General features: G+C 71.7%; 21 protein-coding genes. 13 read left to right on the top strand and 8 right to left on the bottom strand.

The genetic code is table 11. The annotated features are described in order from the left end of the window. Window positions 1–64 precede the first annotated feature (64 nt). Both ACH4TG_RS01955 and ACH4TG_RS01950 read right to left on the bottom strand, forming a co-directional pair. Entirely contained in the window at window positions 65–1,717 is a 1,653-nt protein-coding gene (locus ACH4TG_RS01955) for a DUF6801 domain-containing protein (RefSeq protein WP_398239786.1), read from the bottom strand. A 369-nt stretch (window positions 1,718–2,086) separates the two neighbouring features. Then, the gene (locus ACH4TG_RS01950; RefSeq protein ID WP_398239784.1) at window positions 2,087–2,722 is read right to left on the bottom strand and encodes a hypothetical protein; all 636 of its coding nucleotides are present in this window, start codon (window positions 2,720–2,722) and stop codon (window positions 2,087–2,089) included. A gap of 520 nt (window positions 2,723–3,242) precedes the next feature. Between ACH4TG_RS01950 and ACH4TG_RS01945 the strand changes: the two genes are divergently transcribed. The 7 genes from ACH4TG_RS01945 (at window position 3,243) to ACH4TG_RS01915 (ending at window position 12,776) form a co-directional block, all read left to right on the top strand. Next, complete coding sequence (locus ACH4TG_RS01945) at window positions 3,243–4,478, top strand: helix-turn-helix domain-containing protein (protein ID WP_398240454.1); 1,236 nt, start codon at window positions 3,243–3,245, stop codon at window positions 4,476–4,478. 458 nt (window positions 4,479–4,936) lie between these two features. Next, a complete protein-coding gene (locus ACH4TG_RS01940; protein ID WP_398239782.1) occupies window positions 4,937–5,962 on the top strand; it encodes a LacI family DNA-binding transcriptional regulator in 1,026 nt (341 codons plus the stop codon). Window positions 5,963–6,274: 312 nt separating this feature from the next. Next, window positions 6,275–7,675, top strand: a complete 1,401-nt coding sequence (locus tag ACH4TG_RS01935; protein WP_398239780.1) for an ABC transporter substrate-binding protein — start codon at window positions 6,275–6,277, stop codon at window positions 7,673–7,675. A 93-nt stretch (window positions 7,676–7,768) separates the two neighbouring features. Continuing rightward, complete coding sequence (locus tag ACH4TG_RS01930; protein WP_398239779.1) at window positions 7,769–8,719, top strand: carbohydrate ABC transporter permease; 951 nt, start codon at window positions 7,769–7,771, stop codon at window positions 8,717–8,719. A 20-nt stretch (window positions 8,720–8,739) separates the two neighbouring features. After that, window positions 8,740–9,633, top strand: a complete 894-nt coding sequence (locus tag ACH4TG_RS01925) for a carbohydrate ABC transporter permease (RefSeq protein WP_398239777.1) — start codon at window positions 8,740–8,742, stop codon at window positions 9,631–9,633. A gap of 140 nt (window positions 9,634–9,773) precedes the next feature. Beyond that, entirely contained in the window at window positions 9,774–11,414 is a 1,641-nt protein-coding gene (locus ACH4TG_RS01920; RefSeq protein ID WP_398239776.1) for a glycoside hydrolase family 13 protein, read from the top strand. Window positions 11,415–11,630: 216 nt separating this feature from the next. After that, window positions 11,631–12,776 (top strand): helix-turn-helix transcriptional regulator, encoded by a 1,146-nt coding sequence (locus tag ACH4TG_RS01915; RefSeq protein ID WP_398239774.1) that lies wholly within the window; start codon window positions 11,631–11,633, stop codon window positions 12,774–12,776. Here ACH4TG_RS01915 and ACH4TG_RS01910 read toward each other — a convergent pair. From ACH4TG_RS01910 to ACH4TG_RS01900, 3 genes are all read right to left on the bottom strand, one after another. Continuing rightward, window positions 12,767–13,723, bottom strand: coding sequence for an SDR family oxidoreductase (locus tag ACH4TG_RS01910; protein ID WP_398239772.1), 957 nt, complete (start codon window positions 13,721–13,723; stop codon window positions 12,767–12,769). The two genes, ACH4TG_RS01915 and ACH4TG_RS01910, sit on opposite strands and share 10 nt — an antisense overlap. Window positions 13,724–13,758: 35 nt before the next feature. Beyond that, window positions 13,759–14,199, bottom strand: a complete 441-nt coding sequence (locus ACH4TG_RS01905; protein ID WP_398239770.1) for an ATP-binding protein — start codon at window positions 14,197–14,199, stop codon at window positions 13,759–13,761. Between the two features lie 159 nt (window positions 14,200–14,358). Next, window positions 14,359–15,087, bottom strand: coding sequence for a GntR family transcriptional regulator (locus ACH4TG_RS01900; RefSeq protein WP_398239768.1), 729 nt, complete (start codon window positions 15,085–15,087; stop codon window positions 14,359–14,361). Between the two features lie 56 nt (window positions 15,088–15,143). Between ACH4TG_RS01900 and ACH4TG_RS01895 the strand changes: the two genes are divergently transcribed. The 3 genes from ACH4TG_RS01895 (at window position 15,144) to ACH4TG_RS01885 (ending at window position 18,191) form a co-directional block, all read left to right on the top strand. Then, the gene (locus ACH4TG_RS01895) at window positions 15,144–15,959 is read left to right on the top strand and encodes a class I SAM-dependent methyltransferase (protein WP_398239766.1); all 816 of its coding nucleotides are present in this window, start codon (window positions 15,144–15,146) and stop codon (window positions 15,957–15,959) included. Beyond that, on the top strand, window positions 15,956–16,345 hold the full coding sequence (locus ACH4TG_RS01890; RefSeq protein ID WP_398239764.1) for a hypothetical protein: 390 nt from the start codon (window positions 15,956–15,958) through the stop codon (window positions 16,343–16,345). The genes ACH4TG_RS01895 and ACH4TG_RS01890 overlap by 4 nt, the downstream gene beginning before the upstream one ends. A gap of 82 nt (window positions 16,346–16,427) precedes the next feature. Further along, window positions 16,428–18,191: an NAD+ synthase gene (locus tag ACH4TG_RS01885; protein ID WP_398239762.1), complete on the top strand. Its 1,764-nt coding sequence runs from the start codon at window positions 16,428–16,430 to the stop codon at window positions 18,189–18,191. 91 nt (window positions 18,192–18,282) lie between these two features. On the opposite strand, the gene ACH4TG_RS01880 is transcribed toward ACH4TG_RS01885, so the two are convergent. The 3 genes from ACH4TG_RS01880 to ACH4TG_RS01870 all read right to left on the bottom strand — a co-directional run bounded on the left by ACH4TG_RS01880 (window position 18,283) and on the right by ACH4TG_RS01870 (window position 21,754). Continuing rightward, window positions 18,283–19,203, bottom strand: a complete 921-nt coding sequence (locus ACH4TG_RS01880) for an endonuclease/exonuclease/phosphatase family protein (protein WP_398240452.1) — start codon at window positions 19,201–19,203, stop codon at window positions 18,283–18,285. Window positions 19,204–19,485: 282 nt separating this feature from the next. After that, window positions 19,486–20,133 (bottom strand): TetR/AcrR family transcriptional regulator, encoded by a 648-nt coding sequence (locus ACH4TG_RS01875; protein WP_398239760.1) that lies wholly within the window; start codon window positions 20,131–20,133, stop codon window positions 19,486–19,488. A 19-nt stretch (window positions 20,134–20,152) separates the two neighbouring features. Then, a complete protein-coding gene (locus ACH4TG_RS01870; RefSeq protein ID WP_398239758.1) occupies window positions 20,153–21,754 on the bottom strand; it encodes an MFS transporter in 1,602 nt (533 codons plus the stop codon). Between the two features lie 261 nt (window positions 21,755–22,015). Between ACH4TG_RS01870 and panB the strand changes: the two genes are divergently transcribed. The 3 genes from panB (at window position 22,016) to ACH4TG_RS01855 (ending at window position 24,611) form a co-directional block, all read left to right on the top strand. Then, window positions 22,016–22,894 (top strand): 3-methyl-2-oxobutanoate hydroxymethyltransferase, encoded by an 879-nt coding sequence (panB, locus tag ACH4TG_RS01865; protein WP_398239756.1) that lies wholly within the window; start codon window positions 22,016–22,018, stop codon window positions 22,892–22,894. A gap of 458 nt (window positions 22,895–23,352) precedes the next feature. Continuing rightward, a complete protein-coding gene (locus ACH4TG_RS01860; protein ID WP_398240450.1) occupies window positions 23,353–23,925 on the top strand; it encodes a sigma-70 family RNA polymerase sigma factor in 573 nt (190 codons plus the stop codon). Continuing rightward, window positions 23,922–24,611, top strand: coding sequence for an anti-sigma factor family protein (locus tag ACH4TG_RS01855; RefSeq protein ID WP_398239754.1), 690 nt, complete (start codon window positions 23,922–23,924; stop codon window positions 24,609–24,611). Before ACH4TG_RS01860 ends, ACH4TG_RS01855 begins: the two co-directional genes overlap by 4 nt. The last annotated feature ends 142 nt before the right edge of the window (window positions 24,612–24,753 follow it).

The raw sequence follows: 24,753 nt of genomic DNA, 5'->3' as shown, positions 1-24,753 counted from the left end.
TCCCGGTGGGTTGAGGGTGGATGGCGGGTGCGGCGGTGTGCTTCCCGCGCTGAATGTCTTCGGGTTACTTCTTGCGCTGCGGGAGCGGGGGGATCTGGATCTCGGGCTGGCACGACACGGGCAGTTGGACCGGGTCGCACAGGTGGCCCTGCGACATGTTGAGCGAGTTGCCCGGACCGGACAGCGCGGAGGTGAACAGCGCGTCGAGGTCCTCGCCGTGCGAGGCACAGCCGGTGAACGGCGGGATCACCAGGTTGTCGTCGGTCAGCGGACCGCCGTCCTTGATGTCGTAGTCCGGCTTGCCGTCGTTGTCCGGGAGCTGGCCGTCCTTGCGTCCGTGCATGACGACGTCCACGGGGGTGGCGGTGTGGCAGTTCGGGCCGACGTCCAGCGGCGTGCCGTTGATCTTCACGTTGTGGATCCGGATGTCCTGGTAGCCGCCGATGGTGGTGAGGATCGGCTGGTTGAAGAAGTCGTCGCCGACCTGCACCACGGTGAACACCCCGCGCGGCACGAACTCCACGTCCGCGGTGGTGGGCATGAAGCCGTAGGTGAGGAAGGTGGAGTGGGACGGCGGCAGCGTCAGGGCGATGATCGAGTCGACCTCGATGTACTGGTGGGCCCAGTCGAGCACCTTGCGCTGGCCGGAGTTGATCTCCGCCATCACCGGCTTGGCGTGCGGGTCGTTGACGATCATCGCGCCCTTGAGCTTGTTGACGTTCGAGAAGCCCACCGCGAAACCGCACTGCGACACCGGCGGGAACGGCGGCATGCCGGGCAGCGGAAGGACGACCGCGCCGGCGTTGACCGGCGGCAGCCGCTTCGGGTCGAGCGGGGCGATCGGCACCTTGCCGCAGGTGGTCAGTCCGGAGTGGATCGGCTCGTCCTGCGGGACGATGCTGCCGCCGGACGTCCCGCTCGTCCCGGCCGCGGCCGGATTGCCCGGTCCCGAGCCGGTGGCGGTGGCGGTTCCGGTGGGGGCGCGTCCGGCGACCTGCCCCCCGTGCCCGGTACCGGTCGACGGTCCCGACCCGCCGGGGGCCGGCAGTCCCGGCGCGCCCGGCACGTGGACGGTCGCCAGCGTGGCGTCCTGGGTGGCGTCGGGTGTGCAGGTGCCGGTGAGGTCCGTGGCGGCGGTGGCCGCGGTCGCGTCCGGTGCGGTGGTGTCCGCCGTCGACGCTCCGGGATCCGGTGACGTCGGCGTTCCGCCGGCCGCCGGCTGCGGGTGCAGGGTCAGCGCCAACTGGCCCATGGAGAAGCCGACATCGCCGGCGGCGCTGACCGTGACGCCCGGCACCTTGCCGCTGAGGGTCAGCACCAGGTCGTCGGTGCCGGCCACCGAGGTGTCCTGGGCCTCGAGGCCGGACCAGTCGGTGTCGACGGAGGAACTCCCCTGCGACACACGGGTCTTGAGATCCCCGCTGGCGGCTACCGACGCGGTGTCCGCGGGCAGTATCGCGGTGACGCCGGCGCGCGGAACGGTGACGGCCATCGTCAGGTCACCCGGCACGATGGGCTTTCCGACCTCCGCGGTCTGCGGGAACTGCTCGCTGAATGCGACGGTCACGTCCTGCTCGCCCGAAGCGAATTGGCAGGCGTAGGAGAGCGACAACTCCCCCTGCCCCCCGCTCGCCGCGGAGTTCGTCCCCGGCAGTACCCCCGCCACCAGCGCGGCCGTACCCACGGCCGCGAGCCGCACCGATCGACGCGATCTCACGCCACCCCTCATCATCGAACTCCTCAAGGCAGGCTCGGCGCCAGGACATTACGTGCGGGTAATAAGCTCAGACAAGTGATCGAACACGGAGAGATTCACCGGGTTCACCGAGGGGGTATTTCTTGTCACCGGCCGACAAGGGGAAAGCGGAATTTTGTCGTCCAGTGAGTAACCGGTCCCCGGGGCGAGGGCAGTGTTGTCCCCGGGTTGAGCGCGCCCGCCTCCGGACGCTCACCTACGGCTGACTGAACGTCCGGGGCGTCTCGACGTCGCATGGATGCCCCCTTCTTGGGGCAGGGACCCCGGCTCCGGGTCACGGAGTCGGGGTCCCTGCCGGCATGCGATGTGCCGTCCGCGCTCAGCGAGCGATCAGCTGGGGACGATGTTCAGCGTGGCCGGGCTCAGCGGGTAGTCGCCCTTGTACGAGACCACGTCGTTGTTGTTGAGCAGGCCGAGGCACGTGCCCGACACGTTGTAGGTGGTCAGGTCGCCGGTGCCGAGCACCGTCAGCGTGTGGGTGGTGTTGTTGTACTGGACGTCGAGCGTGGCCGGCGTGCCGGCGCCGCCCGCGCCACCGAAGTCGGCGGTGCAGCCGAACCCTCCGATGGACGCCTCGACGCCGGTGAGCGTTCCGGTCACGATCGGTGCCGAGTAGCTGACGGCGTTGAGGTACCACGGCAGGTTCTTCGCGGTGACGTTGAAACTGATGCCCAGCGGACCCGAGCAGCTGGCCCACGTGATGCTGTCGATGTGGGCGATCTGGTTGCCGTCGCGGCCGACGGCGTTGTCGGCGCCGCCGTTCGCCGTCGACGTCGTGCACTTGAGCTGGGTGCCGGTGCTGGGGTCGGTGAGCGTCGAGTTGGTCGACGTGGCGCTGAAGCTGCCGCCGCCGGTCACGGTCCACGAACCGGACGCGTTGGCGGTTCCTGCGGCGAGGACGAGGGCGGCGACAATCGCGGAGCCGGTGAAGAGTCCGCTCTTGGTGAGGGGAGAGAGCTTGCGCACGGGCTGGTCCTTCCTGGGAGTTGACGTGCTCGATAAACCGGATCCCCGCTGCTGGGGCGGGAATTCGGCTGCGGCTCACTACCTGGAACGTGGGTACCGAATCCGGTCGGTTGCCCTTGCGGAGCTGGACGTTACGCACGGGTAACCCAGGGGCGCAATAATCCGCGCCAAGATTCTGTACCGGACCCTACTGCCGGGTAATTCTTTGTCACCGCGGCAACAGCCGCCCGGGCGTTTTTGTAAGAAGGTGCGCAAGATCCCGCTCCGGGACGGTTCCCGCTACCCGCGCCCCGCCCGTCGCGGTACGGTCTGCGCCACGGTGCCGACCCGGTCCCGCGAGCCCGGCAGCGGCCGCAGCAGCGGCGACACCGGGAACACCTCCCCCCACGCACCGCCAGGCATGCGCTGATCAGATGCCTGAGACAACGTTTCCGTGTCCGGGGTGCTGCGCTCCGTGCTCGCGTGGTCTATGTTGCAGCAACGTCACCGACGCAATGCCGCGTCCGGGAAGGGGGAGGGGATGGCCGTAATGCGGCAGACCCCGGAACAAGCGGAACCGATGGGTCCGATTCCACGGGAGTTCGCCGCGGTCATGCGACCCGAACTGCCCGGTCTTTTAAAAGAGATGGCGGCTGAAATCGTCGCGGCGATCCCCGAATACGGGGTGCTGCTGGACGGCCCCAACGGCCGGGTGATCAAATTCGGTATCGAGCAGAGCATCGCCGCTTTCGTCGACCGGGTGGCCGCCCCGACCGCCACCAGCGCCCTGCGCGACGACCTGTGCCGCCAGTTCGGCCGGTTCGAGGCGTACGAGGGCCGGAGCCTGGACTCGCTCCAGGCCGCGTACCGGATCGGCTGCCAGGTCGCGCTGCGCAGGGTGCGCACCGTCGGCCGCCGCTACAACCTCTCCGCGTCGTTCATGCTCACCTTCGCCGACGCCCTCTTCGCCTACATGGGCGACCTGGCCGAACTCTCCCGCGAGGGCTACGAGCAGGCGCTCGCCGAGCTCGGCGAGGAACCGGACAACCGGCGCCGGCGGCTGCTGCGCCGCATCCTCGGCGGCGCCGCGGTCGCCCGCAGCGCCCTCGCCGAACTCGCCGAGCACTCCGCCTGGCCGCTGCCGGACGAGGTGACGCTGGTGGCACTGGGCCCCGAGGCCCACCCGTCGCGGGCACTGCTCGACCGGGACGTGCTCGCCGACCTCGCCGACCCCGAGCCGCACTTACTGGTGCCCGGCCCCTTCACCGCCGACCGCCGCGCCTGTCTGACCGCGGCGCTGGCCGGCAACCGGGCGGCGGTCGGGCTGACAGTGCCGCTCGGCGAGGCGGCGGACTCGCTGCGCTGGGCCCGGCACACCCTGGCGCTCTCCGAGTCCGGAGTGATCGAGGACAACGGCGTCGCGCTGAGCGAGGACCACCTGCTGCCGCTGTGGCTGCTGGGCGATCCCGCGCTGGTGGACCAGCTCACCCGCAAGTACCTCGGCCCGCTCGTCGGGTTGACGGCCACGCAGCGCACCCGGCTCATCGACACCCTGCGGATCTGGCTCACCACCCGCGGCACCGCCGCCCAGGTCGCCGACCTGCTCGGCGTGCACCCGCAGACCGTCCGCTACCGCCTGCGCATCCTGGACCGCGCCTTCGGCGAACGCCTCAACGACCCCGACGACCGCTTCGCCACCGAGATCGCCCTGCGGGCGCTGTACCTGCGGGAGCATGGGGAGGTCAACGCAGCAGCTGGACGTGACCGGTTGCCGTAGCTGGCAGGGTGGACGTCCTGGCCCTTTTTGCCGGCCTCTCGCCGCCGGGCCCTTAAGCCCGGTGTCTGCCGGTCGATCGTGCTCGCTCGCTGCGCTCACTGCGCGCTCCCCAGAGCTTCGCCTGGGAGGTACCCCCACCCTCTAGACACCGGCGGGCCCTTTGGCTCGATGCCTACGCCGGCGTCCCCGGGAGCATTGGTGCGGGCCCATGGGGCACCCCAGACAGGTAGTACAGGGGCGCCCGAGGGTCCACGCAGGCGGCGAAACCGGCTTGCAAGGGGTGTCATGGGGGGCGGGGGTGGGTGGGGTGGGCGGGGTGCGGGGCTTGCAAGCTGGGGGATCCGGCGGGGCGGCCAGGGGGCAATTGGGCGAGGGGATCCCGTAATTTCGGGACGGCTTGCAGAGATCCCGCAAATTGGGCGCAAGAATCTTGCGGTGTCTGTACTAGAATCGACGCCATGACACGACGACTTGCCGAGGTGGCAAAGAAGGTCGGGGTGAGCGAGGCCACCGTCAGCCGGGTGCTGAACGGGAAGCCGGGCGTCTCCGACGCCACCCGGGCCGCGGTCCTCACCGCCCTTGACGTGCTCGGATACGAACGGCCCACCCAGCTGCGCGGCGAGCGCGCCCGGCTGGTCGGCATGGTCATGCCCGAGCTGCAGAACCCGATCTTCCCCGCCTTCGCCGAGGTCGTCGGCGGCGCGCTGGCCCAGCAGGGCTTCACGCCGGTGCTGTGCACCCAGACCGCCGGCGGGGTCTCCGAGGCCGACTACGTCGAACTCCTGCTGCAGCAGCACGTGTCGGGCGTGGTCTTCTTCGGCGGCCTGTACGCCCAGGCCGAGTCCCCGCACGACCACTACGCGCGGCTGGCCGAGCGCAACCTGCCGACCGTGCTGATGAACGCGGCGATCGACCACCTGGACTTCCCGCGGGTCAGCTGCGACGACGCGGTGGCGGTCGAGCAGGCCATGAACCACCTGATCTCGCTGGGCCACCAGCGGATCGCGCTGGTCCTGGGCCCGCCGGACCACGTGCCGTCGCGGCGCAAGCTGGCCGCGGCCCGCCGGGTCGACCCGTCGGTGACCGTCGAGCACGCGCTGTTCACCCTGGAGGGCGGCCAGGCCGCGGCGAGCCGGCTGCTGGCCCGCGGCATCACGGCCTTCATCTGCGCCTCCGACCTGCTGGCACTGGGCACGATCAGGGCCGCGCGCCGCCGCCGACTGTCGGTACCCGAGGACGTGTCGGTGATCGGATACGACGACTCGTCACTGATGAACTGCACCGAGCCGCCGCTGACCACCGTGCGGCAGCCCATCGAGGCGATGGGCCGGGCCGCCGTGGACCTGCTGGCCGGCGAGATCAGCGGCGCCAAGGTGGACCACGACGAGCTGTTCTTCGAGCCGGAGTTGGTGGTCCGCGGCTCCACCGGACCAGCTCCGCACCCGGCCCGCATCCCGCACCCGGAGGCGCGCACGAACGCCTGACGAACAGCTTCGGCGGCCGTCGACCGGCAGCGGCGCCGGGATCGGGACACAGGTTCCCGACCCCGGCGCCGTTGCGTTTCCCCGGGTCCCGGCCGCCTTGCACGCTGCAGGGAAGCCCGCTGCGCACGTCGTAACCGAGTCGTGTCTTTGCGAAATTCACGCGACATCTTGCGGACATCTATCGGGTTCAGTACGTTGAGCCAACCCGGGACGGCGGCGCACACCGACGCCGGACATCATGTGCATCACATGCCGCGGGGGTCCCAGATCGCAGTCCAACGACGCGCAGTGGTTCAGGGGAAGGGTTGAGACATGAGCAGAATCGGCTACCGCAGACTTGTGGCAGTCGCCCTGGTCGCGGGGATCGGTTTGACCGGTGCCGCGTGCTCCGACAGCAAGAAGGACAACACGGGGAGCAAGGCGGCCAGCTCCGACGCCGGAACCCCCTTGGACCCGAAGACCAAGGTCTCGATCTCCGTCGACTGCGAGCCGCCGACGACCAAGGCGGCCGAGCGCAAGCAGTGGATCGACGACGTCGCGGAGTTCAACAAGCAGTACCCGAACGTCACGGTCAAGAGCAAGGACGCGTTCCCGTGCGAGGACCCGGCCAAGTTCACCGCCATGCTGCAGGCCGGCAGTGAGACGGACGCCTTCTACACCTACATGACGGACCTGCAGCAGGTGCTCGACGCCGGCCAGGCGGCGGACATCAGCGCGTACGTCAACGACAAGACGGTCCCGAACCTGAAGGACATCGACCCCGGCGTCCTCAACGTCCTCAAGGACAGCGGCAAGTTGTACGGCCTGCCCACGTCCAACTACCAGATGGGCCTGATCTACAACCGGAAGATCTTCCAGGACGCCGGCCTCGACCCCAACAAGCCGCCGACCACCTGGGACGAGGTCCGCCAGGACGCCAAGGTGATCCAGGACAAGCTGGGCAGCAAGGGCATCAACGGCTACATGGACAACAGCGCCGGCAACCAGGGCGGTTGGCACCTGGTGTCGGAGATGTACGGCGTGGGCAGCAAGGCCGTCGACGACAGCGGCCAGAAGGCCGCGTTCAACGACGACCAGACCAAGGGCGTGCTGCAGACGCTGCACGACATGCGCTGGACCGACAAGTCCATGCCGGCCACCCCGGGTCTGCAGTGGGGCGACGTCCAGAAGGCCATGGGCACCGGCAAGATCGGCATGTACGTCGGCGCTCCCGACGACATCCCGCTGGTCGTCCAGCAGTACAAGGCCAAGTTCGACGACATCGGCATGGCGCCGATCCCCGGCGGCAAGACCGCGCTGTTCGGCGGCGCCGACTACATGTTCAAGAAGTCGGCCACGCCCGACCAGATCAAGGCCGGCATCGCCTGGATCAACTTCAAGTACCTGACCCTGGAGAAGGGCCAGTTCAACTACCCGCGGAACAAGGCGGACGGCCTGCCCGTCGGCCTGCCGCAGCCCTTCTTCTTCACCGGCGCCTCCAAGGCCAAGGACACCGAGACGAAGACCGCCAGCGCCACCGTGCCGGTCGACAACTTCAAGACCTACGTGGACGCGCAGGTGCCGGTGCTCCCCGAGCCGCCGAACGCCCAGAAGATCTACACCGTGCTCGACACCGTGATGTCCGGTGTGCTGACCAACAAGAACGCGGACATCTCCAAGCTGCTCTCGACCGCCGAGACGCAGGTCAACTCGCTGCTGGCAGCCAGCCAGTAACAGCACTGCCCCGCGCGGGGGCCGGTCGCCGACCGGCCCCCGCGCGCGGCCCCGGACCGCACAGCACATCTTCTCCCCAGTCGAGGAGCACCCATGGCGGCGACGACCGTCCCCGAGCACACCACCAAGGCCCACGCCGGGCGGCCGCGGACCGCCGGCCGGCCGACCGGCACCGGGCGCGGCCGCAAACTGCGGCAGAACCTCCAGGCGCACGGGTTCCTCATCGGAGCGGTGCTCTGCTTCCTGATGTTCTCGTGGTACCCGATGGTCCGCGAGTTCATCATGAGCTTCCAGGAGAAGAAGCGCGGCGTCACCTCCTGGGTGGGATTCAGGAACCTCGACCGCGTGTACCACGACCCGTATTTCTGGACCGCGTGGAAGAACACCGCGCAGTTCACGCTCTACGCGCTGGTGATCGGTTTCGTGGTGCCGTTCGTGGTCGCCATCGTGCTCAACGAACTGCGGCACGCGCAGGCTTATCTGCGCATTCTGGTGTACCTGCCGGTGATGCTCCCGCCGGTCGCCGGCGTACTGCTCTTCAAGTACTTCTACAATCCCGACTACGGGCTCTTCAACCATGTGCTGAAGGCGTTCCACCTGCCGACCTCGCAATGGCTGGACTCGTCCCACACCGCGATGATCTCGGTGGTCATCGCGGCCACCTGGATGAACATGGGCAGCGCCACGCTGATCTACCTGGCGGCGCTGCAGAACATCCCCGGTGAGCTGTACGAGGCCGCCGACCTGGACGGCGCCGGCCTGTGGAGCAAGATCTGGCACGTCACCATCCCGCAGACCCGGCTGGTGCTGTCGATGATGCTGCTCCTGCAGATCGTGGCGACCATGCAGGAATTCACCAACGTCTATCTGCTCACCGGCGGAAACGGTCCGCAGAACTCCACCATGACCGTGGTCTACATGGTCTACCAGTACGCCTTCAGCTACAACAACTTCGGAAGTGCCGCGGCACTGGGTCTCTTCCTGCTGCTCGTACTCGCCGCGTTCTCCGGCGTGTACGCGCGCCTGAACCGGAACAGCGACTGAGGAAGGAAGGGAAACAGATCATGGCAGCGTCTTTCACTCCGCAGAACCGGACCCTGATATCCCCGGCCACGCTCAACCGGCCCAGGGGGAAGCTGGTCTACCGGATCGTGCTGGCCTTCGTCCTCGTCGTCTTCACGCTGGTCTTCCTCGGACCGCTGTACTGGATGGCGACCGGCGGCTTCAAGTCCGCGTCCGAAGTGGTGGCGAACCCGCCGACGTTCTTCCCGCACCACCCTAAGGCGTCCAACTACCACACGGCGTGGAGCCAGTTGAAGCTCGCCCGGCTGCTGTTCAACACGCTGTACTACGCGTTCGGCGCGCTCGCCTTCCAACTGGTCTTCGACGTGGCCGCCGCCTACGCCATCTCCAAGCTGCGGCCCGTGCTGGGCAAGGTGATCCTCGGCGCGATGCTCGCCACCCTGATGATCCCGGCGACCGTGCTGATCGTCCCGCAGTACATGACGGTGCTGGACCTGCCGGTGCTGCACGTCAACCTGATCGGCACCCCGTGGGCGATCTGGCTGCCCACCGTCGCCAACGGCTTCAACATCTTCCTGCTCAAGCGGTTCTTCGACTCCATCCCCGAGGACCTGATGCACGCCGCCGCGATCGACGGTGCCAGCCCGCTGCGCACCCTGTGGTCGATCGTGCTGCCGATGTCGCGGCCGATCCTGGGCGTGGTCTCGATCTTCGCCGTGGTGAACGTCTGGAAGGACTTCCTCTGGCCGATGCTGGTCGAGCCCGACCCGCAGAAGCAGCCCATCAACATCGGCATCCGCTCGCTGTCGCAGGGCGTACCGGAGAACGTGCTCATCGCCGCGCTCGCCATCTCCGCGGTGCCGACCCTGCTGATCTTCCTGCTCTTCCAGCGCAACATCATGTCCGGCCTGACCGCGGGCAGCCTCAAGGGCTGATCCCCGCGCCGTTCCTGCGCCGGCCCGCACGCCTCACGTAACGCACCACCCCACAGCACTCCGCCGCCGGTCCTTCCTACCGATTTTCCCCGCCATCCGGGGCCGGCGGCGGGGTCCCACCTGCCCGAAAGGACGTTGACGTGGCAGACACCCCTCAGCCCGAGGCCGACGAGAACTGGTGGCGCGGCGCGGTCATCTACCAGATCTACCCGCGGAGCTTCGCCGACAGCAACGGCGACGGGACCGGCGACCTCGCCGGGGTGCGGTCCCGCCTGCCGTACCTGGCCGAGCTGGGCGTCAACGCGCTGTGGTTCTGCCCGTGGTACCCGTCGCCGATGGCCGACGGCGGCTACGACGTCGCCGACTACCGGGACGTCGAGCCGGTGTTCGGGACCCTCGCCGAGGCCGAGAAGCTGATCTCGGAGGCCCTGGCGCTGGGCATCAGGACCGTCATCGACGTGGTGCCGAACCACATCTCCGCCGCGCACCCCTGGTTCCGCGAGGCGCTGGCCGCGGGCCCCGGCAGCCCGGCCCGCGACCGGTTCTGGTTCCGGCCGGGACGCGGCGAGCACGGTGAACTGCCGCCCAACAACTGGCCGTCGCAGTTCGGCGGCCCCGCCTGGACCAGGACCACGGACCCCGACGGCACCCCCGGCGACTGGTTCCTGAACCTCTTCGACTCCGAGCAGCCGGACCTCAACTGGAACCACCCCGACGTGCGCGCCGAGCACGAGGACATCCTGCGCTTCTGGTTCGACCGCGGCGCCGGCGGCGTGCGCATCGACTCCGCCGCGATGGTCTGGAAGGACCCGGCCCTGCCGGACCTCACCGCCGACCCCGCGGCCCCGCACCCGTACATCGACCGGGACGAGCTGCACGGCATCTACCGCGGCTGGCGGCGGATCGCCGACTCCTACCCGGGCGCGCGCATCCTGGTCGGCGAGGTGTGGCTGCCGGACGCCGAGCGCTTCGCGCGCTACCTGCGGCCCGACGAGATGCACACGGCCTTCAACTTCGACTTCCTCGCCTGCCCTTGGGAGCGCGACCGCCTGCGGACCTCCATCGACGTGACGCTTGCCGCGCACGCGCCGGTGAGCGCGCCGGCGACCTGGGTGCTGTGCAACCACGACGTCACGCGGACGGTGACCCGCTACGGACGCGCGGACACCGGCTTCGACTTCGCGACGAAGGCCTTCGGCATCCCGACCGACCTGGCGCTCGGCACCCGGCGGGCGCGCGCCGCCGCCCTGCTGACGCTCGCACTGCCCGGCTCCGTCTACCTCTACCAGGGCGAGGAGCTGGGCCTGCCCGAGGCCGAGGACATCCCGCTGGACAAGCTCCAGGACCCGATGTACCTGCGCTCCGCCGGCACCAACCCCGGGCGGGACGGCTGCCGGGTGCCGCTGCCGTGGTCCGGCAGCGCCGCGCCCTTCGGGTTCAGCCCCGAGGGCGCCGCGGCGCCGTGGCTTCCGCAGCCGGCGGACTGGGCGGAGCGCACCGCCGAGGTCCAGGCCGCCGACCCCGCCTCGATGCTGTCCCTCTACCGGGCGGCGCTGCGGCTGCGGGCCGCCGAGGCCGGCCTCGGCGACGGCCCGATGAGCTGGCTCGACAGCTCCCCCGAGGTGCTCGCGTTCCGCCGCGACGGCGACTTCGTCTGCGTGGTGAACCTGGGTGCGTCCCCCGCGGAACTCCCGGCGCACACCGCCGTCCTGCTCGTCTCCGGCGAGCTGACCGACGACGGCCGGTTGCCGTCGGACACGGCGGTCTGGCTCAGAGGCTGAGGTCCTGCGCGGCGCGCTGCGCGAGACGGGCGACGGGGAGGAGCGCGCGACCGGGGGGTGACCGGCCGCGCGCTTCGGCGCGCGGGGTGGCCGGGTTCTGCGCGGGGTGGCGTCCTGCCCGCGGTCTTATCTTCGTCGCGCGGGCCGGGGGTTGTCCGTCGCCCACGGGCCGGGGGTGGGGCGGCGAAGGGTCGCGGGGTTCGCGATGCTGGGGGCATGCGTGCCGCCCGTCTGATCCGTATGGCGCTTCTCGTGCAGTCGAGTCCCGGCCTCACCGCGTCCGCTCTCGCCCGTGAGCTGGAGGTGTCCGAGCGGACGGTGATCCGGGACGCGCAGGCGCTGCAGGAGGCGGGGGTGCCGATCCGGGCCGACCGCGGCCGGGCGGGCGGCTACCGCCTGGCGCCGGGCTACCGGACCCGGCTCACCACCCTGCACCCCACGGAGGCGGAGACCCTCTACCTGTCCGGGCTGCCCGCGGCCCTGCGGGACCTCGGGCTGTCGGACGCGGCGGACACCGCGCGGCTGAAGCTGTCGGCCACCCTGCTGCCGTCGCTGCGCGCGGCGGCCGAGTCGTCGGCGCGGCGCTTCCACCTGGACGCGCCGGCGTGGTTCCGGGAGCCGTCCGCACCGGAGCTGCTGCCCGAACTCGCCCGCGCCGTCTGGGCCGACCGCACCGTCGAGCTGACCTACGCGCGGCCCGCGCGGGACGGCACCGCGGCCCGCGCGGTGACCCGGCGGCTGGAGCCGTACGGGCTCGTCCTCAAGGCGGGCGTCTGGTACGTCGTCGGCCGTGTCCCGGACGGCACCTCGGGCGCGGAGCGCGCCGGGGACGGAGGCGGGAACGAGGGCGCGAACGAAAGCGGGAACGAAGGCGGGAAGGGAGACGGGAACGGACGCGCGAGCGGGGGCTGGCGCACCTACCGGGTCGACCGCGTCACCGCCCTGTCCGCCGCGCCGGGCGCCGGCGAACCGTTCGTCCGCGACCCGTCATTCGACCTGTCCGCCCACTGGCAGGCGCACTCCGCGGCGTTCGCCCGCACGCTGCTGCGCACGACGGTGACCGTGCGGCTGACCAGGTCCGGCCTGGACCGGCTGCCGGCCGTGGCGGACCCGGCCGGGGCCGGCAAGGCGCTGGCCTCCGCGACCGCGCCGGACGCCGCCGGGCGGGTCACTCTGGACCTGCCGGTGGAGTCCGAGGAGGTCGCCTTCGCGCAGCTGGTCGGGCTGGGCGCGGACGCGGAGGTGCTGGCTCCCGCGGGCCTGCGCGCGCGGTTCCGGGCGCACGCGGTGCGCCTGGCCGGGCTGTACGGGGACGGGCCGCCGGACTCGGCGGAGTCCGGCGACCCCGGTGGTCAGCGGTAGTCGTCCGCCGTGCGGTCCATCCCGTTGTACCGGACGTCCTCGATGTAGCCCCAGGCGTCCGGCCGGCTGCCGTCCAGGTCGGTGACGCCGTACGCCCGGGCGAGGTCCGTGCTGGAGGCGGACCCGCGGTTCCAGCGGGCCGCACGCTCGGGATCGGCGGCGAGCGCGGCGACTCCGCGGGCGAGGTAGTACGGGGACTCGGCGATGGCGAAGTCCGGTTCGCGGGCGACCGCGTCGCGCCAGTTGTCCTCGGTGACGCCGAAGTGGGCGAGCATCTGCTCCGAGCGCAGGAACCCCGGCGTCACCGCGACCGCCGTGCCGCCGTACTCCGCCAGCTCCTCGCCCAGGCCGAACGCCATCCGGATCGGGGCGTTCTTCGCGAGGTCGTAGTAGAGGTTCTCGCGGTAGCGGCGGTTCGAGGCGGCGGTGCCGTCGGTGACCTCCACCAGCAGCGGCGCGTCCGAGCGGATCAGCAGCGGCAGCGCCAGGGCCGCGGTGATCACGTGCGAGCGCACGCCCAGTTCGAGGATCCGCAGGCCGGAGGCGAGCGGCGTCTCCCAGCTCTTCTTGCCGAAGACGGAGTCGACGAGCAGGTGCTCGCCGCCCCACAGGTCGTTGACGAGGATATCGATCCGCCCCTGCTCGCGGTCGATCCGCGCGACGAGCGCGCGCACCTGCTCCTCGTCGAGGTGGTCGGTGGGCACGGCGATCCCGGTGCCGCCGGCGGCCGTCACCAGCTCCGCCGTCTCCTCGATCGTCTCGGTCCGCCCGACCTCGCTGGCCCGCTCCCTCGTGGTCCGCCCGGTCACGTACACCAGCGCTCCCGAGCGCCCCAGCTCCACCGCGAGCGCCCGCCCGGCCCCCCGGGTGGCCCCCGCCACCACCGCGACCCGCCCCTTGAGCGCCCCGTCGCGTCCTGCGTCCTGCTGCTTGCTGTCGTTGTCCATCCCTCGACGATGCCGCCCCATCACGACACCTTCTGTCACCTTTCCCGCGCGCCCCCGAATTCCGCCCACACGACTTTCCCCAGCGGCTCGCGCGCCTCGACCCCCCAGCGGTCCGCCACCGCGTCCACGATGAGCAGCCCCCGCCCCCGGGTCTCGCCCTCCCCGGGCCGCCGCACCTTCGGCTCCGCCCCCTCGTCGCGCCCACGGCTGTCGTGGACCTCGACCCGCACGCGGGTGCCGTCGTGGTCGAGGACGACCAGGAAGCAGTGGTCCCGGCTCGTGCCGTGGGTCAGGGCGTTCGACGCCAGCTCCGACACGCACAGCCGCACGTCCTCGGTCCGGCTCAGCGGCCCCCAGCAGTCCAGGGCCGCCGCCGCGAACTCCCGTGCAGCGTGGACCGACTGCGGCTCGGCCTCGAACAGCCGCCGCACCACGACCGGTAAGCCCGCAGCGGGGGCCTGGGCGTCAAAGGTCACCGACAGCACCTCTCATGACAGAGAGCGTCCGCGCGCGGGCATGCCGAAGGGACCACGGGCGCACTCGAAGTGATCACACCGGCTCAACGACAGCCGGGGGTACGGCTGTTACCGCACCCCTAGAGATTGGACCGGTTGACCGGTCCAGTCAAGCGATCGTCAGTTCCCTTCCCCCATCGGGTAGTCGTCGACCAACTCCCAGAGATCGGCGGGCGTCACACCCTCCTCCACGACCAGCGGAGCGTCCGCCGCGTCGTACGCGGTATGCAGGACGACCACCACGGTCAGCGGGTCCGAGCGCTCCAGGCTCCGGGCCTCCCGCGCGGTGGCGGTTCGTACCGTCGTGACGTCCCGGCCCCGGGCGGGACTGCGCCCGGTCTCCCTGGCAACGTAGTGCGTCGTGCCCTCGGCGATCGGTCCGCGCTGCGCAAGACGCGGCGCCCGATCCGCCACATCGGCCGGGAACCAGGCGCTGACCAGCGAGAACGGCGACCCTTCCGCGGAGAGCACCATGCGGTCCCGCCGCAGCGCGGGCGCACCCGCCGCCTGGCCGAGAGCCGCCGAGACCCCCTCCGGCGGGACCTCACGGGCCGGGGCGCCGAGCCGCCGGAAGGGGCGGCCACCGCGCGTCCGCGGGGAACCGGCCAGGCGCCGCCCCGCCGGCCTCGCCAGCGGTGTCTCCACGACACGGAAACCCTGTCCGTGCCGGGCCGCGACGAGACCGTCGCCCCGCAGGACCTCCATGGCCTTGATCACGGTGGCGCGCGAAACACCCCACTGCTCGCAGAGGTCCCGCCCGGAGGGGAGCAACGCCCCGGAACCGAACTCCCCCTCGGCGATCCGGTTCCGCAGAGAGTCGGCGATCTGCTCGTACTTGAGTTTCGGCATGAGTCGCGCTTTCACTCGGTGGACAGGTTGACCGGTCAGGGTAGAGCATCGCTCGCATGACCCTCTCACCCCAAGTGGCGCCTGAGATCATCGAGTTCTACACCGAGACCTTCGACGAGTCCGCCCGGCTGACCACGACGGCCGACGGGGGGCTCGAACTGGTCCGCACCCAGGAGATCCTGCGCGCGGCGCTGCCCGCCGCGCCTGCCGACGTCCTGGACGTCGGCGGCGGCCCTGGCGTTCACGCGGCCTGGCTGGTCGCCGACGGCCACCGCGTGCACCTGGTGGATCCGGTGGCCCGCCACGTCGAGCAGGCCGCGGCCACGGGGTGCACCGCCGAGACGGGCGACGCAAGGGAGTTGCGGGCCGAGACGGACTCGTACGACGTCGTCCTGCTGCTGGGCCCGCTCTACCACCTGCTGGAACGGGCCGACCGGGACCGGGCGTTGGCCGAGGCCCGGCGCGTGGTGAAGCCGGGCGGTCTCGTGGCGGCAGCGGCGATCGGCCGTTACGCGTCGCTCTTCGAGCACACCGCCACCACCTTCCTGACCCGCGAACCGGTGCGGGAAGCGGTCGCCGACATCCTGGTGACCGGCCGCCACGAGCCCGGGCGCAAGGGCTTCACCGCCGCCTATTTCCACACCGCCGAGGGCCTGGCCGAGGAGATGGCGGCGGCCGGACTCCACGACGTCGCGGTGCACGGCATCGAAGGCCCGGCGTGGTCCCTCCTCAAGGCCGCGGAGCAGCACACCGGCACCCCGCTACTGGACTCCCCCATGTTCCAGGCCGCCCTGACCGCCGCCCGCCTGGCAGACCCGTACCCGGACCTCCTCGCGGCGAGCTCCCACATGCTCGCCACGGCCACGGCATGACGACGGCGGACCTTGCCGACCCGCACCAGCGGCCGCCCGTCGGTTCTTCCCTGCCCATGACGCCGCCGGGCCCTCGCACCGCACCCGGGAGGCGGCTCATCGAGCTGTGGGAGGAGCACCGGCACGCCCCCTATCCGCCGGGCTTCCGCGGTGTGAACATCGCGGGCGTGGAGCTGGTCCTCGTGGACGCCGACGTCGCCGGAGTCGTCATCAGAGAACTCGCCGGTGGACTGGACGCCGATGACATAGCCATCCTCTGGGCCTGCGTCGCCGGCCTCGACAAGGTCGTACCTCTGATCGAGGACGAGTACTGCGCGGCCTACTTCGCAAGGCTTCGCACGTTGGCGCGACACACCGCGGCGCGCCACGTCCCGTCCGCGTCCTGACGGCCGCTCCCCGGCGGAGCCGGACCGTCGTGTGACCGTTGCGACAGCGACATCGCGTCGGAGTGACGATTACACTGGGGGCGTGCCTCAACTACGGATCGCCCTGAACCAGATCGACTCGACTGTCGGCGACATCGACGGGAACGCGGAGGCCGTGCTGCGCTGGGCCCGGCATGCCGCGGCACAGGGAGCGCACCTCGTGGCGTTCCCGGAGATGATGCTCACCGGCTACCCGGTGGAGGACCTCGCGCTGCGGTCCTCCTTCGTGGAGGCCAGCCGGGCCGCCCTCGTGGACCTGGCCCGCCGGCTCGACGAGGAGGGCCTCGGCGACCTGCCGGTCGTCGTCGGCTACCTCGGCCGCAGCGAGAACGCCCAGCCGAAGTACGGGCAGCCGGCCGGCGCCCCGCAGAACTGCGCGGCGGTGCTGCACGGCGGCCGCGTCGCGCTGCGCTTCGCCAAGCACCACCTCCCCAACTACGGCGTCTTCGACGAGTTCCGCTACTTCGTGCCCGGCGACACCATGCCGGTGGTCCGGGTCCGCGGCGTGGACGTGGCCCTGGCCATCTGCGAGGACCTGTGGCAGGACGGCGGCCGCGTGCCGGCCGCCCGCTCGGCCGGCGCCGGGCTGCTGCTGTCCGTCAACGCCTCCCCGTACGAGCGCGACAAGGACGACACCCGCCTGGAGCTGTGCCGCAAGCGCGCGCAGGAGGCCGGCTGCACGCTGGCGTACCTGGCGATGGTCGGCGGCCAGGACGAGCTGGTCTTCGACGGCGACACCATCGTGGTCTCCGAGCGCGGCGACGTCATCGCGCGGGCCCCGCAGTTCGTCGAGCAGTGCGTGCTGCTGGACCTCGACCTGCCGGCCGCACCGGACGCCGTGCCGTCGGGGCGGGTGGACGACGGCCTGGAGATCCGCCATGTGACGCTGTCGGCCGAGCCGGTCGCGCCGTACACCCCGGAGTTCACCGGCACCGAGACCGAGCACCTGAGCGACGACGCCGAGGTGTACGCCGCGCTGGTCACCGGCCTGCGCGCCTACGTCGCGAAGAACGGCTTCCGCTCGGTGCTGATCGGCCTGTCCGGCGGTATCGACTCCGCGCTGGTCGCCGCGATCGCCTGCGACGCGGTGGGCGCGGAGAACGTGTTCGGCGTGTCGATGCCGTCCGCGTACTCCTCGGACCACTCCAAGGGCGACGCGGCCGAACTCGCCCGCCGCACCGGCCTGCACCTGCGCACCGTGCCGATCGCCCCGATGTTCGACGCGTACATGGGGTCGCTGGGGCTCACCGGCCTGGCCGAGGAGAACCTGCAGTCCCGGCTGCGCGGCGTGACGCTGATGGCCATCTCCAACCAGGAGGGCCACATCGTGCTCGCGCCCGGCAACAAGAGCGAGCTGGCGGTGGGTTACTCCACCCTGTACGGCGACTCGGTGGGCGCCTACGGCCCGATCAAGGACGTCTACAAGACGACGGTCTTCCGGCTGGCCCGCTGGCGCAACGCCGACGCCGAGGCCCACGGCGAGGTCCCGCCGATCCCGGAGAACTCCATCGCCAAGCCGCCGAGCGCCGAACTGCGCCCGGGACAGGTCGACACCGACTCGCTGCCCGACTACGACATGCTGGACCGCGTGCTGGAGCTGTACGTCGACCGGGACCAGGGCCGCGAGGAGATCATCGCGGCCGGCTACCCGGCGGAGCTGGTGACGCGGATCCTCAAGCTCACCGACAGCGCCGAGTACAAGCGCCGCCAGTACCCGCCGGGCACGAAGATCTCGGCGAAGGGCTTCGGCAAGGACCGGCGGCTGCCGATCACCAACCGCTGGCGCGAGGGCGAGCACCCCGCGTAGGGCGGCCGGGTAGGACGGCTGCGTCGCACCGGTCCCGGCGGGCGCGCCGCACCCGCCCCGGCGCGCGATCGAGCGCCGAGTGCCGGACGCGTCACGGCAGTTGGAGGCGGGCGGCGACCGGAAGGTGGTCGCTGCCCGTCTTCGGCAGGGTCCACGACGACCGCGGGTCGACGCCCCTGACCAGGATCTGGTCGATCCTGGCCATGGGGAACGACGCCGGCCAGCTGAACCCGAAGCCGTTCCCCGCCGCGCCCTGCGTGGACCGCATCTGCGAGGTGACGGACGCCAGCGCCCGGTCGTTCATCGTGCCGTTGAGGTCGCCGAGCAGCACCACGCTGTTCAGCGGCTCGGACGCTATGGCCTGGCCGAGCGCCTCGGCGGCCTGGTCCCGCTGGCCCGCTGTGAAGCCGGCGTCGAACTTGACCCGCACCGACGGGAGATGGGCCACGTACACGGCCACCTGGCCGTGCGGGGTGGTCACCGCGGCCCGCATCGCCCGGGTCCAGCCCATCTTGATGTCCACCGGACGCACGCCGTGCATCGGGTACTTGCTCCACAGGCCGACCGTGCCCTGCAGCGAGTGGTACGGGTACGCGGCGGCCAGGTCCCGCGCGTACCGGGCCTGCTGGCTGTCCGGCAGCTCCTCCAGCGCCACGATGTCGGCGCGGGCGGCGATCAGGTCGCGGGCGGTGCCGTCGGGATCGGGGTTGCCGGCGTTGACGTTGTGGGTGAGCACCGTCAGGTCGCCGCCCGGCTTGGACTTGCTGCCGATCAGCCCGCCGAACAGGTTGAGCCACACCACGGCCGGCAGCAGCACCGCGATCAGCGCGGTCGCCGACCGGCGGACCACCGCCACGGCGAGCAGCACCGGCACCACCAGGCCCAGCCACGGCAGGAACGTCTCCAGCAGGCTGCCGAGGTTCCCTATCCGGTTGGGCACGTCGGCGTGCAGGAACAGCAGGAACGCCAGGAGGACGGCGACCGCCGCGGTGACCGTCCCGCGCCGCCACATGCCCCGCGGCCGCCACCACCGCAGGAATCCCGCCGTGAACCGGCCGCGCACCCCGGCCGCGGCCCCGGGGTACGGCGTGGTGCCGTCGTCCTCGGTTGCGTCCGTGCTGCTGTGCGCCTGGGTCATCGATGAACCTCGCTGCCGTGCCGGGTGCTCTGCCGACCCTACGGGGTCGTCATGAAGAGCGACGGGTGGCGGGGGGCGGCGGGTTCCGCGGTGTGGTGCGTTCGGGTGGGACTGTGACAGGACGGGCACACAACGCCGGGCGGGGCCGGTGACCGCTCAGTCGCGCGGCTGCATCCCTTCCAGCAGCGTGTCGACGACGCGTTCTGCCAGGTCGTCGGGCAGCGGCGCCTCGGGGCGCAGGGTGGCCCTGGCCAGCACCGGGCCGGACACCAGGTCGGCCAGCAACTCCAGGTCGGCGCCCAGCTCCTTGCGGATGTGGCCGGAGGCGATGCCGCGCTCCAGCAGGTCCACCATCATCTGGCGGCGGGCCGCGATGACCGTGTCGTGGTAGCGGCGCCACAGCACGGAGTTGCTCTGCACCTGCGCCAGCATCGACCGCATCAGCGCCGACTCGCGCTTGGCCAGGCCGCGCCGCCGGATGTAGTCGACGGCGGCGATCAGGTCGTCGCGGAAGTCGCCGGTGCCGCCGGCCCCGTCGGCCGGCGGCACGGCGTCGATCACCGCGACGACGTCGAGGAGCAGGGCGTCCTTGTTCGGCCAGCGCCGGTAGACGGTGGCCTTGCCGACGCCGGCGGCGCGGGCGATGCCCTCCATCGTCAGCTCGGCGAGGTTGGCGCCCTCCCCCACCAGCCGGAGCACGGCGTCGGTGACGGCGCCGTCGACCGCGGCGTCCCGCGGCCGCCCGCGGCGCGTGGCGCAGGGGCGCGCGGGCTCGGCCGCGGTGTCCGGATCCTTCGTGGTCACCGCTGGGCACCCACCGTCGTCACTGCTTCGCACCCGCCATCTCCAGCTCCTCGGAACCACCGCCGGGGGCGGCGGCCGGGGCCTCCTTGGCCGGCAGGAACACCAGCGCGACCAGCGCGCCGAACAGCGCGACGCCCGCGGAGGCGGCGGCCGTGATGTGCATCGCGTGCAGGAACGCGTCGTTCGCCGGCTGGACCAGGGCCTGGCCCCGGGGGCCCATCTTCTCCGCGACCCCCAGCGTAGCCTCGATCGACTCGGCGGCGGAGTGCCGCGCGGGCGCCGGCACGGTGCCCAGGTGGTCCTTGATGCCGTTGCGGTAGAGCGTCGACATCAGGGAGCCCAGCACGGCCACGCCCAGGGCGCCGCCGACCTGGCGGAAGGTGTTGTTCACCGCGGAACCGGAACCCGCCTTCTCCCGGGGCAGCGACGACATGATCATGACCGTGGCCGGCGGCATCACGTGCGCCATGGCGGTGCCCATCAGGAAGAACAGCACCTCCAGCACCCAGATCGGGGTGGACTGGCCGAGCATCAGGAAGCCGAGGAAGGACAGACCGGTCAGGGCCATGCCGGCGGTGCACACCACGCGCGCGCCGAACCGGTCGACGAGCAGCCGGGCCCGCGGGGCGAACACCATCTGCGCGGCGGCCAGCGGGAGCAGCAGCAGACCGGACTGCAGGGCGCTGTAGCCGCGCACGGACTGGGTGTAGAAGACGATGAAGAACGTCACGCCCATGAGCGCGAAGAAGACCAGGCCGATCGCCGCCACCGAGGCGGAGAACTGCCGCTTCTTGAAGTAGCCGACGTCCAGGGCCGGGTGGTCGATGCGCGCCTCGTACCAGACGAAGCCGCCGATCACGACGAGGCCGGCCAGGACCGTGGCCCACACCTCGGGACGGGTGAAGTCGCCGTACTGGCCGCCCTTGATGATGCCGTAGATCAGCAGGACGAGGCCGGCGATGGAGGTCAGCACGCCGACCGGGTCGAGGCGTCCCGGCCGCGGGTCCTTGGAGTCGGGCACGATCAGGAACATCGCGACCAGGCCGGCGATCACGATCGGCACGTTGACCAGGAAGACCGAGCCCCACCAGAAGTGCTGGAGCAGCAGGCCGCCGGTGATCGGGCCGATCGCGATCGCCAGGCCCACGACGCCGGCCCAGATGCCGATGGCCCGCGGCTGCTCGTGGCGCTCGAAGACGTTCATGATGATGGCCAGGGTGGCCGGCATGATGAAGGCGCCGCCCAGGCCCATCACCCCGCGGTAGGTGATCAGTTCACCCGCCGAGCCGGCGAACGCCGAGAGCGCGGAACCGGCGCCGAAGACGACCATGCCGAACAGCAGCACCTTCTTGCGGCCGAGGCGGTCGCCGAGAAGGCCCGCGGTGAACAGCAGCCCCGCGAAGACCAGCGTGTAGGAGTTGATCGCCCACTCCAGCTGGCTCTGGGTGGCTCCCAGGCCCTTCGGGGACGGCTGGGCGATGGTCTTCATCGCCACGTTGAGGATCGAGTTGTCCAGCACCACCACGAGGAGGCTGAACAGCAGTACGGCGAGGATCGCCCAGCGCCGGCGATGGATCGCCTCGGGCACGGTCGCTATCGGTGTCGCGGATGTCGCTGCCATACCCGCCAGCGTAGCCGATTTACGATACGGACCCGTCTCGTATCGCAAAGCTCGGGTAAAGCCTGCGCGGCCGTCCCGGCGCGCCGCCGCCGCCCGGATCCCCGAACGGCGGAGCACGCGGCCGCGTCCCCGCACGCCAGGAGCGCTGTGCCCCCCGTCTCGCCCCCCTGCTCTTTCGGGACCCGGCCACCCGTGCCAGCATGGAAGTGGTCCGGGGACGCCGTCAGGGCGCCTCGAGATGACGTGAAGGAGCTCGTCACCATGACGGAACTTCAGGCTGCCCGGAAACCGTCGAACGGCGACCGGGGCGAGAGCCCCAAGGCGCTGTACGGCGGCACCCGCAACCGCAGGGTCACCGTCCACGACCTGGCCGCCGCCAAGGAGCGCGGCGAGAAGTGGCCGATGCTCACCGCGTACGACGCGATGACCGCGTCGGTCTTCGACGAGGCCGGGATCCCGGTGCTGCTGGTCGGGGACTCGATGGGCAACTGTCACCTCGGCTTCGACACCACGGTCCCGGTCACCATGGACCACATGGCGATGCTGTCGGCCGCGGTGGTCCGCGGCACCAGCCGGGCGCTGATCGTCGGCGACCTGACCTTCGGCTCGTACCAGGAGGGCCCCGTCCAGGCGCTGCGCAGCGCCACCCGGCTGGTCAAGGAGGCCGGGGTCGGGGCGGTCAAGCTGGAGGGCGGCGAGCGTTCGCTCGCCCAGACCGAGGCGCTGGTCCAGGCCGGCATCCCGGTGATGTCCCACCTGGGGCTGACCCCGCAGTCCGTGAACACCCTGGGCTACCGCGTCCAGGGCCGCGGCGACGAGGCCGCCCACCGGCTGGTCCGCGACGCCAAGGCCGCCCAGGAGGCCGGCGCCTTCGCCGTGGTCCTGGAGCTGGTCCCGGCCGAGGTCGCGGCCGAGGTCACCCGTTCGCTGCACATCCCGACCGTCGGCATCGGCGCCGGCCCCGACACCGACGCGCAGGTCCTGGTGTGGACCGACATGGCGGGGATGACCAGCGGGAAGGTGCCGCGCTTCACCAAGCAGTACGCGAACCTGCGGCAGACCCTCGGGGACGCCGCGAAGGCGTTCGCCGGTGAGGTCGTCGGCGGGGCGTTCCCCGCCGAGGAGCACACCTTCCACTGAGGCTCCGCCCGGCCGGACGCCCCGCGCGCGTGAGCGTCCTGCTCGCCCGGGCGTCCGGCGGGGCTGACCGCCCACCGGACCGGGCCCGGTCCGACCGGGCCCGGTTCCCGCGGTCTCCCCGCACCCGTGCGGCCGTCCGGATTCCGGATCCTTCACCGCGGATGGTGAGACATCCGGGCGTGCGGTGCGTATCTGTCGGTGAGCGCCGCCGCGGCGGCGACCACCGCACGAACGGGAAGCCGCCATGACCGCCCTGCCCGCGCACCGCCCGACCGCCGTCCCGGCCGTCCCGGCCTCCTGCCGCCCCGCACCGGGCGGCGGCCGCCCCGTGTCCGCCGGCGCCCGGCCGCCCGCCTGCCGCGGCCGCGTTCCGGCCGGGGCCTGAGCCCGTGGTGGCCGAGCCCGCCGGACCTGCGGCGTCTCGAACGGCGATACGCGACCTCGACCCGGCGCGGCGGCTGCGGCAGGATGCCGCCGTGGACGGACCTCCCCCCTCCGGCTCCCCCGGACCGGCAGAACCGGTGCCGGAGGAGGAGCTGATGCGGGCGCTGTACCGGGAGCACGCCGGTGCGCTCTTCGCCTACGTGCTCAAACTGGTGGCCGGCGACCGCTACCTCGCCGAGGACGTGGTGCAGGAGACGCTGCTGCGCGCCTGGAAGAGCGCCTCCCGGCTGGACCCCGCGGCCCGCTCGCTGCGCCCCTGGCTGGTGACGGTCGCCCGGCGGATCGTGATCGACGGCCACCGCAGCCGCCAGGCCCGCCCGCAGGAGACCTCTCCCGCCGCCCTGGAGCAGCTGCCGGCCCGCGACGAACTCGACCGCTCACTGCGGCTGATGACGATCTCGGACGCCCTGCAGGACCTGTCGGCGGCGCACCGGGAGGCGCTGGTGGAGACGTACTTCCGCGGCCGTACCGTCAACGAGGCGGCCGAGGAGCTCGGGCTGCCGGCGGGCACGGTCCGGTCCCGGGTGTTCTACGCGCTGCGCGCCCTGCGGAACGCGCTGGAGGAGAGAGGGGTGACCACCTCATGACGACCCCGCACGTGGACGTGGGCGCCTATCTGCTCGGGGCCCTGGACGACGCGGAGATGGCGGCGTTCGAGGACCACCTGGCCGGGTGCGAGGAGTGCGGCGAGGCGCTGGACGAGCTGAGCGGGGTGCTGCCGGTCCTGGAGGAGGTCCGGCAGGACGGTGTCGCGTTCGCCGCGCCGCCAAGCGGGGACGCCCTGCTGGACCGGCTGCTCGCGCAGGTCGCCGGCGAGCGCAGGAGGCGCCGGAAGCGGCGGCTGGTGGCGGTCGCGGCCGCCGCGGTCCTGGTCGCCGGGGGCCCCGCGGTCGCGGTGCTGGCCACCGAGGGCGGGGGCGGCTCGCCCGCCGCGGCGCCGTCGTTCGCCGCCGACCGGGTCTCCGCGAGCAATCCGGCAACCGGAGCGTCGGCGGTCGTGGGGGTCGCCGACAAGGGCTGGGGCACGGCTGTCGACCTGCGGCTCACCGGCGTCCACGGCCCGCTGACCTGCAGTCTCGTCGCGGTCGGCCGTGACGGCGGCGCCCAGACCGTCGCCACCTGGTCGGTGCCGGACGCCGGCTACGGCACCGGCGCGCAGCCCACCCCGCTGACCGTGCACGGCGCGACCGGCCTGCACCGCGGCGAGATCAGCTCCTGGGAGGTCCGCACCCAGCAGGGCGCGGTGCTGGTGGCGGTGCCGGCCGCCGCGTAGCGGGCCGCGACCGGCCGCCCGGCCGGCACGCCTGCCGGCACGCCCCGCCGACACGCCTGCCGAAACGGGCCGCCGCAGCACCGACAGGGCGCCTATACGCGCAGGTCACAGCCTTGTCGGCGGCATGTCGGTGCGCTGTCGG

This window comes from Streptomyces sp. NPDC020917 (assembly GCF_044333795.1).
Taxonomy (GTDB): Bacteria; Actinomycetota; Actinomycetes; order Streptomycetales; family Streptomycetaceae; genus Actinacidiphila.
Note: the sequence above shows the minus strand (reverse complement) of the source record. Positions and strands in the feature narration are given on the sequence as shown.